Source organism: Mycobacterium sp. 134 (assembly GCF_048282715.1).
In the GTDB taxonomy this organism is placed as follows: Bacteria; Actinomycetota; Actinomycetes; order Mycobacteriales; family Mycobacteriaceae; genus Mycobacterium; species Mycobacterium septicum.
On the sequence record NZ_JBLVUN010000001.1, the window covers coordinates 236,970 to 249,994 of the forward strand.

Consider the following 13,025-nt stretch of genomic DNA (forward strand, 5'->3'; position numbering starts at 1 on the left):
CACTCGCCGAAAAGGGGGGACTTGTGCGCGACGATGGGGATCGTCTCCAAAGCTCACACGATGATGCTTTCAATCTGGATGAGCTGCTCTCGAACGTGCAGAAGTTCCAGCAGAGCGTTGCTGGTTCATCGCAGCGCCTCGCTTTAGAGGTGGTCGATGCGTGGTCGAAGGACGATCTCGTACGTGTCTGGGTGAACGCTCAAGGCCTCGTGATCCAAGCCGAGGTGGACGAGACAGAATTTCGCTCTGCGACCGCGGAATCGGTCAGCGCTGCGATCGTCGAAGCCGCCCAGGCCGCAGCGAACAAGATGCGGCAGAAGACAGAAGCATTCCAGGCCGAACTGAGGCAGAGACTGGTCGAGTTGGCGCCCAACGCCCTGCCCAACCTGGCCGATATCGAGGAACTGCGCGCTGTTCAGCCGACGGTGCCAACCTCCCCGCCCGGGTCCAAGGAACGACAACAACTGGCGACCGCGCTACCCGCCGATACCGAGCCGGCAGGGCAGAAAGGGAACCCGGGGCGCCGTAGTGCTGTCCCCGACGGGCCCGATGAGTGGGATGACGACTTCACGCTGCGTGCGTGAGGGGCCGAGCAGGCAACGATGGCAGAGAAATCCGTGAGGGAGCACGATGAGCGATAACTTGGAGTACCACGACGGCCTCGCCCGCACAGGGATCGGGCAATTCGAACAACTGGGCGCGACGCTGGCCAAGTTGGCTTCCGACGTTCAGTCCGAGCTCGCCTCGGACGATCCCTGGTCGCACGACAAGATCGGGTCCGGCTTCGACTCCCAGTTCGACCCTTCGCGCACGGCCGCGATCACGAACGTCAAGAACTTCGCTGAGAAGGTCAACAGCTACGTGCCGGTCCTCAAACAGGCCGCCGACGGCGTTGTCCGCACGGATAAGGCTTGATTGCGCCTGCGGCTAAGTTGATCGTGCTCGCCTGGCCGGCCCCCTGGGGTCGCAGGGCCGCGTGCTCGATCGCGATTGCCATTGACGAAGGCCGGGCGCGGTGAGCATTGGGCTCCCGGGCTGGCTGAAATGGGTCGGCGATCTCATCGGTGAGCCTTTCCCCGAAGGGGATGAGGACAAAACCTGGGAACAGGCTCAACGCTGGAAAGAGTTCGCCGACCTTCTCGAGTCTCAGAAGTCGGTCATTGAGGCTGCGACACGAAACACGTTGGCAGGCTTCGCGGAAGGCCAAGCCCACGCCGCGATGAAGAGCGAGTTTGAGACGCTCGTCTCCGGAGACGGTTCGATCGATGTCCTCATCAACCAGCTCAAAGGGCTCAGCGAGGCTGTCGACAAAACTGGCACCGAAATTGAGTTCGCGAAAGAGATGTTTATCGCGAATCTCGCGATTCTTGCTGCGACTCTGGCATTTCTGATCGCCTCGGCCTGGTGGAACTGGGGTGCACCAGTCGAGGGTGCCGCAGCTGTGGCTGCCACAGAGGCGGTTGTCGCCAGCATCATCCGCGCCGCCGTGGCGAAGGTCATCGAAGCTGGCGCAAGCAAGATCGCCACGCAGCTGGTCCTGCGTGCCCTGCAGGGCGCGCTCATCAACACGGTTATCTCCGCTGGCCTCAACGCCGGCATCCAAGGCTTCCAGTTCGCGCAGGGGCATCGCCGCGACTTCAATACCACTTCACTGTTCAACGATATGGCGGGCGGAGCAATCGCGGGTGCGGTTGCCTTCCCATTTTTCCACGGCGCAAAGGCTTTTGACGCAGGCTCACCCCTCGGCAACCGCGTGAGCATCTCTGCCGCGAGTTTCGTTGGGAACACTGGCGGTTCGGTTGCCGCGCAGGCCGCGCTCACTGGCCATGTGAACTTCAGCGATGCGACGATGTCCGGATTGGTGTACGGCGCGCTTGACGGCGGCTTCCCCAGTGCGGCACGCGGACCATCCGGGCAGTCCGGCAAGCCAGTCGCGGCGACGGTCGAAAGTTCCACCCTCAAGCTCGGTGGCGATGCAGGGGCAACGTCACAGCACGGCGTTCGCACTGAACCTGCCGCCTCCAATAGCGTCGGAGGCCATGACCGGGGCACTGCGATCGCCGATAAGTCCGCGACTTCGACTGTCCCAGAGTCAAGTTCGGCAACCACAGCGGCATCGCAGACAACGCCGGGTCATTCAACAAGCGGAGCCAACTCCACAGCCCCCGCCGCCACTGCGCCCGCGCGGGGCGTCGACTCGGGCGCAGCTGCGGCACCTGGCCGAGTGGAATCGTCCACGCCGGCGTCGACGACGCCGAACCAGGCAACACCGTCGTCTGCTCGTGCAGGACTGTCCTCGACGACGCCCGCGCACCCCGGTGCGATGGGTGAGCCCGCCACACGGGTGGCCGAGTCTGCCGCAGCGCGCCCGACACCGGTAGCCGCGACGCAGTCGAGCCCCGCCCATGCTGCCGGGGAGCCCACCACAGGCCGGCATGCCGCACCCGAATCCGCCGCCGAGCCAAACAAATCCAGCGGTAACAACGCCCACCCGGGCGGCGAGCCCCCGAACCAGGGCAAGCCCACCGAACCGACGTCGGGTCGTCACGCCGCGCCTGAGCCCGGCGCGGAACCGACGAAGAACGCCGCCGACAACAACGGTCACCCCGGAACCAAACCCGACTCGCCAGATCCGCAGCACGCAGCGAAGCCTGGAGATCACGACCAGTCGACGGATGGGCACCGGACCGATACGGATCACACCGGCAACGACCTGTCGCATAACGAGCCGCGCCACCCCGCTGATCGGTGGCAAGACGTCGCGCGGCACAGCGACGAGGCACACGCACGCGCGCTGGCCGACGACGCCTTGTCCCGTCGAATACCCCCGGTCGAGCCCGAGGGGCTGCGCGCACCCCACGGTTCTCGCGATCAGGCGATCGCGCGCGCACACGACAACTCCGACTGGTGGCATCAGCTCAGCGGCGAAGAGCAGCGGGCGCTGATCGACACCTATCCACGCCACATCGGCAACGCTGAAGGGATCCCGCCCGGGGCGCGCCACGAGGCCAACTCCCACACGCTCACCAGCGAGCGTGATGCCTTGCGTGCTCGGCAGGATAACGGTGAGCGGCTCACCCGCGGCGAGCAGAAGTACCTCAATCGGCTCGATGAGCTGGAGAGGGCTATCCGGGAGGGCGAGCGAAAGGCCCAAGACGCCGGCGTCGGTGGTCCCTACATTTTGGCGTTGGACCCGCACGCCTTCAAGGGTGACGGCCGGGCCATCGTGGCGTTTGGTGACAACCCGTACAAGGCGCAATCGGTGTCTTGGCATGTTCCTGGCTTGACGACCACCATCGACAAACTCGCCACCAACATGAACAACGCGTTCAACCATCTGCAGTCGACACGTCAAGAGCATCCAGGGATTTCGGCGTCGTCGATCGCCTGGATAGGCTACGACGCGCCAAGCGGTCTGGGCAGTTGGCGGGTCGCCGGCCACGGCCTGGCACGTGTCGGCGGCGACATCCTGCACGGTGATATCTCGGCGTTCAATCTCGCCCGGGACCTGCATGCCGGTGATGGCACCCATTTCCGCAACAACCACATCTTTGGCCATTCCTACGGATCGACGACGACCAGTTACGCGGGCGCGGGCGGGCGTCTGCACGATCAGATCTCAACGGTGACCCTGCTGGGATCGCCGGGTGCGGGCCCGCACCGCACTGCCGATGGTTTCAACATCGGTCGGGAGAACGTATTCGTCGCCTCCTCGTCGCGGGACTGGGTCACCACCATCGGCGGTCGCGACACCGGGGGCCGGTTTATGGGCCGCTTCGGGTTGGGTCGCGACCCTGCGATGGATACCTGGGGCGGACAACGGATTACCTCTGAATTCCCGGCCCACATGAGCACTCCAGCTGGGACCGTGGGCACGCATACCGCCTACTACCACTACGTTGAGGCGCCCTCGGGCACCCATCCTGGGGTGCGCACCGAATCGTTGGCGAACTTCGGTCGGATCGCGTCGGGGCATCCGGAGCGTCTGGACTTCGAGCATCACCGCACCCAGGCCGATGGGCCTCGCTGGCGGCCCGGGCTGCGCACAGAAGAGCCCGCGGCGGGCAGGCCATTGCGACTGGACCCAGGCGGTTCGGGTCGTGACTACTCTGTTGAGCGTCACGGTTTCGAACCGCGCTGGCGGTCCGGGGACGATGACGGCGGCCGGTCTGCTCCGCCGCGCCCGCCCACCGACGGAGATCCCCGCGGCGGAGGTGCTGGCACTCCCCCGCGCACGTCCTTGGACGGCGATCACCGCGATGGCGGTTCGCCGCCGCACACCGCTGCGGACGGAGATCACCGCGGTGGTGAGGCCGGCGGTCCGGATGCGTCGACACAGGGTGTGGCCGAACTCGGGTCACTGTATTCGCCGGATCACGTTTCCCACGCCCTCGGACTTCCCGAGTATCGACCGGCGACGCTGGATGTCGATCAGACGCGCATCGTCTATATCACCGGCGAGCAGCGGATGGCCGCGCTTCACGAGGACATGCTTGCCCGCGGGGTTGATCTGGAGACCCGCGCTCGGACCATGTTCGAGACGCGCAACGAACTGCGTTCCTGGGCACGGGAATTGATGTCCGATCGGGAGGCCGCGGCGGTCCTCAACGCCGGGGACAAGAACTATACGTGGGCACAGGTTGTCGAGAAGTATTCCGACAACAATGTGTCTCCGGAGAAGGCCTACGAGCGGATCATCGAGAAGTCAATGACCAGTCGGCCTTCGGTTAACGAGAAACTAGGGCTCGATCCGCACAATCCGCCGCCGCTGCCACCGGTGGTACCGGCGGCCCCTGGCGGCACACCGCACAACGAGCATTCCGGTGCCAGTCCTCCGCCCAGCAGCGCAGCGGGCGCGGTTCGCAGCGAACTCGACGACGATGCCCCAGCTCCAGATCCGAACGATGATGCTTCAGCTGCCGCGTCTGGCGATGGCCGCGATGTGACGTTCACCGATCCCGCGCGGCCGACGTTGGGTAGTGACGGAAAGTATCACGTCTCAGAGGGTGCTACGGAAGTACAAATCGATAAGCCTGATGATCTCAGCAGGACGATAACCGATATTGATCGGATAGAGAATGGCGTCCTGTGGGAGGAGAAGTCAGCGACATCTGCGGCCAATACCGAAAAGTGGGTGCAGAAACAATTCGTCAACAAGATGGAGAAATACATTGAAGCGCAGCAATACATAACAGGATATGAGAATGCGCCTATCGGAGTCAGGTTCACCACGCCTGGCGTCGATCCGGGGTTCAAAGCAGCGGTTGAAAGCGCCGCATCCGCCTTGCGCGACAAGCATCCCGACATCACGATTCTGATAGATTGGCCATCATGAGTTTCATCTTCGACGTCGGCGACGACACAGTGTGGAGTCCCGCCCTACGAGTGGGTGAACTGTACGTCCGATTTGTTACTCAGGTCGGCGATCTCCTCGGCGTCCCGACGGGGCTGAGCGCCATGGCATCGGACTATTACGAAATTGATCCTGATGTTTTCGAGGTGTTCGTACGGAAACTGTTTGAGGAGACTTTCGGGAGCACTCACCATATTGGTCGTGCAATGCTGGAGTCGGTTCTTGCGCCATCGGTGGTCATCTTGGACCGCATTGGGCGCCCGTTGTCGGCCGATACGGCGGAAGAAGCTGAGTTCCTCGGCGGTGCACGCGCCCTGTCCATGGCGAGGTGAACGTGAGCATTCAGACGCAATCGCACTTCGCTGTTCGCGACGCCCAGTCGGGGGGTGTCGCGTCGTTAAACTCTTCTGCAACAACAGTTTCGCGAGATGATGGGGACTGCTGGCTGTTGCCGCACTTGACGATCCGAGGATTCTGAATGCCCGAGTTGGTTCCGATTCGCTATGACCAGGCCGGCCTGGCGGGCCGGGTTGCCGTGCTGCTCACCGATCTGCCTACCGACGACGCCGGTATGCCGGTGGACCTGCCCAAAGGCACCACTCACGTCGTCATTCTCGATGACACTCCCAACTCGACCTTGACTCTGAGAGTGCACGCGGTCGGTGACGACCGCACGGTCGCCTACGTCGACCACGCTGAACTGGCGCTCGACGAGTCGGTCGAGCCTGCCAGTTTGGCCGCCGCCGGTATTGCATCGGTCACGGAGGTGGCCGACCCAGCGGACGCTGCGCCGGCCAGCGATCAACTACTCGCCGCCGAGGCAGCGCGATTCATCGAACCCATCGTCCAGGAGCTCGCGGTGCTCGGGCCGCCGAACTGGGAGCAGTTCACCGCTGTGTTCGCGATCGCCGGGCCGGCTGAGGTTGCGCAATTGGAGTTCTTCCAGCACGAACTTGCCGTCCCTACACCGGTTCCCGTGGAGATCATGGATTTGGTGCGCGAGCACCGGGCCGTCGCTGCGCGGATGTCGGCCGGTCCTTGGTGGCGGTTGCGACTGTCGGTCGACAACAGCGGACAGGTCAACGAGCAGTACGACTACGGGGATGAGCCTTTCCCGCGGGATCAGTTGTTCAGGCCCGAGGATTACCGTGCGGATATCGAGGCTTTGCCTCGGCCTCGGGTCCCGGTCTGGCTTGCCGGGTACATCGTGGGCGCAGAGGCCCAGGGCCGCACTCCCGATCAGGCGATCGCGCAGAGCCGTGCAGATGCGGACGCCGGGATTTCCGGGGTGGCAACGGAGGACATCGTTGCGCTGGATGAAGCGTGGAGCCGCTGGGCGGTGATTGCGGCGATCCGTGCGGGGTTGCACCGCTCTACCGGTGCGTGGATCGAACCGGCCGTCGCGTCGTTTGAGAATGGTGAGGGAAGCGGCGCGAAGCTGTGTGTGCTGCCCCGCGACCGCGCCGTCCTGTCCGGCGGACTGTGGAACTCACCCCTGCTCGATGCCGCCTACAACGGTGGAGGTTCGCTTCCAGCTCTCTATACCGGCGCCCCCGAGTGGGTGAACGACACTGTCTTGAACAATCGATACGAACGTGGCGCCCTCTCGTTTTGCTACTGGTGGCAGGACGGACAGTGGTACCGCGGTGCGACAAACACTTTCAACGAGCTCGATGACCCGCTGCCTGCGATCTGGACCGACGAGGAAGCGATCGCCGCGGTCGTGCAAGAGGTCGGCCCGGGGCTGCGCGATCAGGTCGCCAAGCTCATGGCCGCCGCCGCGGCGCGCGCGGTCACCCGCCATGACCTCGCCGCGGTGCTGGCAGGCGCCGACGCGGATATCGGTGCGGCCAACAATCAACTGTCACTGGCAGGCCTGTGCGCATGATCGGCCACAGCTTGTGAGCACCGCGGATTCCGCGGCGTCGGCCCCGTCGCCGAAGGACCGACGCGTCCTGCGAGGTGCGCTGTGGTCAGTCGCCGGCGTGTGTTTCGTCGCCGCTGCTGCGGTCTTGGCGGTGTCGCTGTGGCCAGCTCCGCGTGCTGGGCTGACCGAGACGCCGCGTCCATCAGCCGAGCAGCTGCAGGTGCAGCAGATTGTCACTGACTGGATCGAGGCTGCTGAGAAGGGAGACGTCGATACTGTGCGGCGCCTTACCTGTTCAGACCCGACGGGAACCATCGCGCGGGACTTCAACGAGTACATCACTGATCCCAACGGTTACGGCGTCGAACGCCACACGCACATCGACGGCTTCTTTCGGTACGCCAAGACCCGCAACGGCGCACAGATCGACATCATGCACCGCGACATCGGACTGACCGATAAGGGGCGTGAGCACGCTGCGGCTGCTGCCAACAACGTCTTCGGCGAGACCTACGTACTGGTCAACGAGGATGGGCAACTGAAGCTGTGCGGGGGCACCTAGTAATGCCGAAGCTGTCAAGGAATCTGTGGCCCGCTGTGGCCGCGGTGGGGGGCGCGGCGGCCGTGACGGCGGCTGCGGCGTTCAGCGCCACTCACGATCGGGTCTCACTCAAACCGATCGCCGCGGCGACGTCGATGCCGCAGCAGCAAGCAGAACTCACCGCACAAAGCACTGCCCGGCTGTGGGCCCAAGAAGTCCGCGCGGGTCATCGGGCCAACATGATGGCGTTGGCGTGCAAGGGTTCTCGCGCCGATTCGCCCGAGGCGCAGCGGCTGGCTCGGGTCGGCAAGCCCGAGACGCCGATTGAGATTCTCGGGTTCAGCGAGTTCATCGAGAACGACCCCTCGCATTGGTCGATGATGGTGTTTTTCTTCTGGCCCGGCGGCAGCGACACCGCCAAGGTGTTCCACTTTGCTGTCGAAGACGATGAGTTGCGGCTGTGCGATATCACTGCGCCGCCGACCCTGCAGTAGGAGAACTTGGTGGCTAAATCTCGTGCGGTTCTGGTGGCCGTAATCGCGGCTGTCGCGTTGGTCGTCACAGGTCTCGCTGGTTTCGCGGTGTGGAAGTTCACCCGCAGCGACAGCCAGCAGCAGGACGAATCCTCAATTGGCACACCGCCAGAGCTGCTCGTGAACATTCCGACGTCACCCCCGCAGCCGTCGTGGGTGATCACACTCGCCGACCTCATCGCGGAGCCCAACCTCAAGCAAGGCCTCATTCCGGGCAACATCGGCGACCGGGCCTTCGCGATGGCCTACCCTGACACGCTGGATCCGACCAAGCCGGCACCGGGACGATCCTGGGTGTACTCGTTCGATGCCCGTACCGGCGACGTGCTGTTCAACCCCGTCGAGCTCACCGGTAGCGTCGGCGGATGCTATATCAACGGCCCCGATATGCTGACCTGCCTGGGCCGCGAGGACCCCGCCGTCGCCGACTCACAACCATGGGCATGGGTCATCGACAGCCACACCGGCAAGCTCACCTACACAGGCCCTACCGACATCGGGCCCAACGCTGACGGCAAGTACGTCTACAAGGTCGGCGACTATCCCGTAGCAGCAGTTTTCGGCACCGGCTGGTACGGCATCGGCGACAAGGGACAGAAGTCCTGGTTTGTTCCCGGCACCGGCCTGGCCAGCGATGACAGCATGTGGTCGCATGATGTGCCCGTGCAGCGGCTGGTCGTTGGCCAAGGGATGAACGACGGACCATTCTTCGTCTATCGACCGAGCGATGGCGCGCTCGTTGTCGACAATCTCAAGGCCCGGCCATGGCTGTACAGCGGCGGCTATGCCATCCCGTCGCGTACCACCGACGATCCCGACGGCCGCATCACGTTCTACGACGAATCCGGAAAAGAGATGTCGTACTTTACGATTGGCCGACAGTTCGCCGTCCAGCCCATGACTATGCATGGCGAGTTGCTGGTCGTCGACATCCGCGATCCGAAAGACCCCGACAAAGCCAGCTGGGTGGTGTTCGATGCCACTGGCAAGAAGATCACCCAGATCCCCTCGCAAGGCGACCCCGGTAAAGCCCAGGTCGTCATCATCGGCGACAAGATGTATGTGTCGGACACCGTCGGCATCGAGAACACCGCGAAAGAGAACCCCTGGAAGCAAGTTGATCTCGCCACCGGGTCCATCCTGCGAACATGCACCGACCTGAACCTGCGCGGTTACATCGCCTCGGACGGCAAGACCATCCTGTCTGCCACCAGCGACGACAGCGGTCACGTGAGCGTCAACGCCACCGACACGTCCGACTGCAGCAACCTGTGGACTCAGGGACCCGAGGGCGGAGTCGCCAAGGTCAACACCTCACTCGTTCAGGCTGTTGACACCCAGCTCAACGGTGTAGCCACAAACTAGAGTGGTGCAGCCGAACTCAGTGCACCTGCGTTCCCCGAGCGTTGCGCAGACTCGCAGCGTCGGCTGCTATGGACTTATCGACACGGGTGAGTAGCGCCGCGGAGGTCATAGGCGCGGCCGTCTTGTCGTCGCGGGCGAGCAGGTAGGCGCCGCGCTTGGTGTACACCCATCGGATGAGCTCTTTGTCGGGATCTCGGCCCCACTCTCGGGCGGGACGCCAGTCGCTCTGCACGCTGCCGAATCCTTCAATCTCGTCGGCGGCAATATGCGGTAGACCACTGCTGGATGACACTCGGTGTCGTACAGCGGGTTCCGATCCGCCGGGGGCCGCGACCTCGTCGCCGCTGTCGGTGTAGCCCTCGATGGTGACGGCCGGATGCGTCCCTGGCTTCGGTGCAGGTGCCATCGCCGCGATTGCAGCACCGATATCGAAGGCCGACAGTGTGCCGACCTCCACACGATCGTCTGCGCCCAGCTGGCGCAGCAGGCACCCTTGCTGACCTTTGCGGAAGAACGCGACGCGATGAACAGGGACGTCGGCATCGACGTTGTGCGCGTAGTACTCCACCCGAATGTCTGGCTCTGACCAGATGATGTCGAAGCACGAACGAAAGACGGCGAGGTCCCCTTCGGCGAATCGAGTCCCAACGGCTGCCGCATGCGCCTCGTACTTCTCGGCCGAGCCCAGCGTGCGCGTTCCGTAGAGCGCGATCGGGTAGGGCATGAATTCGAGGCCACGAGACTCGAACAGGATCCTGAGATCGAGCGGGTCGATGTCACCGACCCGCCGCATCTTGGGTCGACTCACTTACCGGGCCCGCCGGCTTTCTCTCCTGAGGGATTCCCATCGTTGTCAGCGGGCTTGGCGCCAACCACCGGGATGACAGCCTCGGCCTCCCCGACGATCTCTTCACCGTGCTGCTGACGACGCAATGCCTTGCTGCCCTTGTAGATTTTATCGTCACCACCGCCGCGGTGGCCCGCGGTGGGGGCTCCGGAGCCCCCACCGCTGCCTCCTGAGGCCCCGCTGAGGCCTGCGCGGGCGGCCGTCGTCGGTGTCCCGGTCGCCTTGGTGGCCGAAGCGATCTGCGGAGAGGGCTTGCTCGCTGCGAGTTCACGGGGCCCCGCGCCCCCACCCGCGCCGCCACCGCCGGCTTTGTTCAAAGCCGCGTTGAGTCCCTTGGGACCAAGGCCCAGAACACCCTCGGGGAGTCCAGTTGCTTTGGTGAGGTTATCGAGCATGCTCTTGGCGGCCTGCTGAGCAGCGTTCTTCGCCGCATCTGTGGCGCTCTTGGCTGCATCGGTGGCGCCCTTTGCAGCCGACGATGCGCCCTGCGTGGCCTGATTGGCAGCGTTGGAGGCCTGGTTGCCTGGGTTCTGAGTGTTCGCCGGGCCCGCTGGCTGGTCTGTCTTTTTGGGCAGGTTCAGACCGGTCGAGGTCGGCATAACGGGTGAGCCAGATCCACTGGGGGACAGCGTGCCCGGCGGCATTCCACCACCAGGGTTGGGCCCGGCTGTACCGGGTCCCGGGGGCGGAGTGCCGACATCGGGCTTGGACATATCGAGAGTGGGGACCGCGTCAGAGACCGCCCGGACCGGGGGCGCATAGGACTGACTCATCAGGTTTCGAGTCGTCTGCGCATACACCTGGTAGTTGCGGTTCTTGCTTTCGGTGTCCTTGTTCTCTTCCACTTCGAGTCGGTAGTTCTCGCGGTTGTCGCGCAGAGCGCTGCCAACGGCTTCGATTGTCTGTCTGAATACGCTGACTTCTGAGTTCATGTACCGCGTAGCGCCCAGCGCCGCCAGAATTGCCTGCTGCGATTTGATCCGGTTGGCCGATGCCGCGTCGGCGGCTTTGCCTTCCCATCCGCGCACCATGGCTGCGCGGTAGGCGAATTCGTAGGACACACGCGCGAGTTCTTGGCTGATACTCTGCCAGTTCTCCGCTACGCCGGGCGCGACAGCTGCGGCCGCGTCCTTGAACTTCTCGTACATGTCGAGGTAGTCGGTTCCCGAGAAGTCTTCCATCCCAGGGTCTTTACGGAAGAACCTGCCGAACTTGTTGTTTTGCTGGCCGACAGAACCGAGCATGTCGTAGTTCGGCGGGTGAATGTCGTCCTGATTGAACGATGGTTGGGGCCCCATAGTCGTTAGTGCTTACGGAATGGGAAGCCCGAGCGGGTTGACGCCCGGAGGCAACAGCTGCGGGCCCGCGAGGAAGTCGCCGTACTGCGTAAACGCCAGGCTGCGGGCCATCCCTTCAGGGGTCACATCCGTAGTCGTCAGCGGCGGAACAGCTCCCGCGGGAGGTGGGGGCGCGAACTGCATGTCCACTCCGTGCAAGCTCTTGTATGCGCCTTTGATCGCTGTCTCGTACTCGTCAAGATAGGTGAGGTACTTGTCGATGGTGTCGATCAGAGCTTGCGGTTGATCGGTAGCCAGCACCGTCTTGACTGTGTTCGCAGAGTCGAGCGATCCGACAGCCTGCCAGGGCGTCACGAGTTTGCCGTTGACTGAGTTCTTGATCGACGTCAGGGCGTCCCGGTAGTAACTGATCGCGTTGTACAGCTGCTGGGCAGCCTCCTGCGAGATCTTGAACGTGCCGCCTCCAGCGAAATTGGTGGCTTTCAGTTCGTTGATCTGATCATCTAGTGACAACTTGACTCCTCATACCGAGCACCCGGTCAACGTGACGTCGCTCGGGTTTCCTTGCAAATGGCAGTAGGCGCCGGGCCTGCGGCAGCGCCCGGCACCTACCGTCGACTCGGTCAGAACGCGGCTGCGTTCGCCCTGTCCATCGCCTGCATGGCGTCCTGCTGGTCCTGGGCCTGCTTCTGCGTGACCACCACAGTGTTGAGCGCCTCGTCGAGCATGTTGTCGACTTCGTGGTGCGCGGTGTTGAGGGCGGTGGCACCGTCACCGGTGTAGACCTCCCCCAGCGCCTGGAAGATCTGCCCGATGTCCTGGCGGACTTCCTGAATGGCGTTGGCCATTCCGGTGATGTCCTCCAGGTGGCCGGCGTTGGCGCCGAAATCGTAGAGAATTCCGTCAGCAGCCATTGTTTCCTACCTCTCTTAACCCTGGTCCATGTTGGCAACCGCGCGGATGTGCTCGGAGCCCTTGTCGACAACCGTGTTGAGCGTGGCGATCAGCTTCTCGAACTCTTCGCGCTGCGCCTGCGAGACCTGCTCGTAGCTCGCGGCCGAGTCACCGTGCCAGGAGGAGCGCAGCATCTGCTCCTGGGCGTCCGCGATCTGGCCCAGCTTCGAAACGGCCTGGTCGCGCGAGGACTCGATCTGCTGGATCTTCGCGGCGGCATCCGCCTGCGAAAGGTGAACTGGCGTCGTCATTCGTATTGCTCACTTT

Annotated in this window: 13 protein-coding genes; 8 read left to right on the top strand and 5 right to left on the bottom strand. The window is 63.8% G+C overall.

Annotated features, from left to right (window positions below; translation table 11 throughout):
• Positions 1-23 precede the first annotated feature (23 nt).
• The 8 genes from ACNQVK_RS01315 (at position 24) to ACNQVK_RS01350 (ending at position 9,659) form a co-directional block, all read left to right on the top strand.
• The gene (locus tag ACNQVK_RS01315; protein ID WP_418028296.1) at positions 24-584 is read left to right on the top strand and encodes a YbaB/EbfC family nucleoid-associated protein; all 561 of its coding nucleotides are present in this window, start codon (positions 24-26) and stop codon (positions 582-584) included.
• A 46-nt stretch (positions 585-630) separates the two neighbouring features.
• A complete protein-coding gene (locus ACNQVK_RS01320) occupies positions 631-915 on the top strand; it encodes a hypothetical protein (protein ID WP_418028297.1) in 285 nt (94 codons plus the stop codon).
• Positions 916-1,015: 100 nt separating this feature from the next.
• Positions 1,016-5,335: a hypothetical protein gene (locus ACNQVK_RS01325; protein ID WP_418028298.1), complete on the top strand. Its 4,320-nt coding sequence runs from the start codon at positions 1,016-1,018 to the stop codon at positions 5,333-5,335.
• Complete coding sequence (locus ACNQVK_RS01330) at positions 5,332-5,685, top strand: DUF6086 family protein (RefSeq protein WP_418028299.1); 354 nt, start codon at positions 5,332-5,334, stop codon at positions 5,683-5,685. Before ACNQVK_RS01325 ends, ACNQVK_RS01330 begins: the two co-directional genes overlap by 4 nt.
• A 146-nt stretch (positions 5,686-5,831) precedes the next feature.
• On the top strand, positions 5,832-7,241 hold the full coding sequence (locus ACNQVK_RS01335) for a hypothetical protein (RefSeq protein WP_418028300.1): 1,410 nt from the start codon (positions 5,832-5,834) through the stop codon (positions 7,239-7,241).
• A 13-nt stretch (positions 7,242-7,254) separates the two neighbouring features.
• Positions 7,255-7,782 (top strand): hypothetical protein, encoded by a 528-nt coding sequence (locus tag ACNQVK_RS01340; protein ID WP_418028301.1) that lies wholly within the window; start codon positions 7,255-7,257, stop codon positions 7,780-7,782.
• Between the two features lie 35 nt (positions 7,783-7,817).
• Positions 7,818-8,255, top strand: a complete 438-nt coding sequence (locus tag ACNQVK_RS01345) for a hypothetical protein (RefSeq protein ID WP_418028302.1) — start codon at positions 7,818-7,820, stop codon at positions 8,253-8,255.
• A gap of 9 nt (positions 8,256-8,264) precedes the next feature.
• Positions 8,265-9,659, top strand: a complete 1,395-nt coding sequence (locus ACNQVK_RS01350; RefSeq protein ID WP_418028303.1) for a hypothetical protein — start codon at positions 8,265-8,267, stop codon at positions 9,657-9,659.
• Positions 9,660-9,675: 16 nt separating this feature from the next.
• On the opposite strand, the gene ACNQVK_RS01355 is transcribed toward ACNQVK_RS01350, so the two are convergent.
• The 5 genes from ACNQVK_RS01355 to ACNQVK_RS01375 form a co-directional block, all read right to left on the bottom strand.
• Positions 9,676-10,467, bottom strand: coding sequence for a hypothetical protein (locus ACNQVK_RS01355; RefSeq protein WP_418028304.1), 792 nt, complete (start codon positions 10,465-10,467; stop codon positions 9,676-9,678).
• A complete protein-coding gene (locus tag ACNQVK_RS01360; RefSeq protein ID WP_418028305.1) occupies positions 10,464-11,804 on the bottom strand; it encodes a hypothetical protein in 1,341 nt (446 codons plus the stop codon). The genes ACNQVK_RS01355 and ACNQVK_RS01360 overlap by 4 nt, the downstream gene beginning before the upstream one ends.
• 12 nt (positions 11,805-11,816) lie before the next feature.
• On the bottom strand, positions 11,817-12,317 hold the full coding sequence (locus ACNQVK_RS01365; RefSeq protein ID WP_418028306.1) for a hypothetical protein: 501 nt from the start codon (positions 12,315-12,317) through the stop codon (positions 11,817-11,819).
• A 110-nt stretch (positions 12,318-12,427) separates the two neighbouring features.
• Positions 12,428-12,718: a hypothetical protein gene (locus ACNQVK_RS01370; protein WP_418028307.1), complete on the bottom strand. Its 291-nt coding sequence runs from the start codon at positions 12,716-12,718 to the stop codon at positions 12,428-12,430.
• 15 nt (positions 12,719-12,733) lie between these two features.
• Entirely contained in the window at positions 12,734-13,009 is a 276-nt protein-coding gene (locus ACNQVK_RS01375) for a hypothetical protein (RefSeq protein WP_418028308.1), read from the bottom strand.
• Positions 13,010-13,025: the final 16 nt, after the last annotated feature.

What these genes read in the sequence shown, in the direction of transcription:
- ACNQVK_RS01320 (WP_418028297.1), top strand. Translation starts at nt 631, where the DNA reads ATGAGCGATAACTTGGAGTACCACGACGGCCTCGCCCGCACAGGGATC.
- ACNQVK_RS01330 (WP_418028299.1), top strand. Translation starts at nt 5,332, where the DNA reads ATGAGTTTCATCTTCGACGTCGGCGACGACACAGTGTGGAGTCCCGCC.
- ACNQVK_RS01335 (WP_418028300.1), top strand. Translation starts at nt 5,832, where the DNA reads ATGCCCGAGTTGGTTCCGATTCGCTATGACCAGGCCGGCCTGGCGGGC.
- ACNQVK_RS01360 (WP_418028305.1), bottom strand. Translation starts at nt 11,804, where the DNA reads ATGGGGCCCCAACCATCGTTCAATCAGGACGACATTCACCCGCCGAAC.
- ACNQVK_RS01370 (WP_418028307.1), bottom strand. Translation starts at nt 12,718, where the DNA reads ATGGCTGCTGACGGAATTCTCTACGATTTCGGCGCCAACGCCGGCCAC.
- ACNQVK_RS01375 (WP_418028308.1), bottom strand. Translation starts at nt 13,009, where the DNA reads ATGACGACGCCAGTTCACCTTTCGCAGGCGGATGCCGCCGCGAAGATC.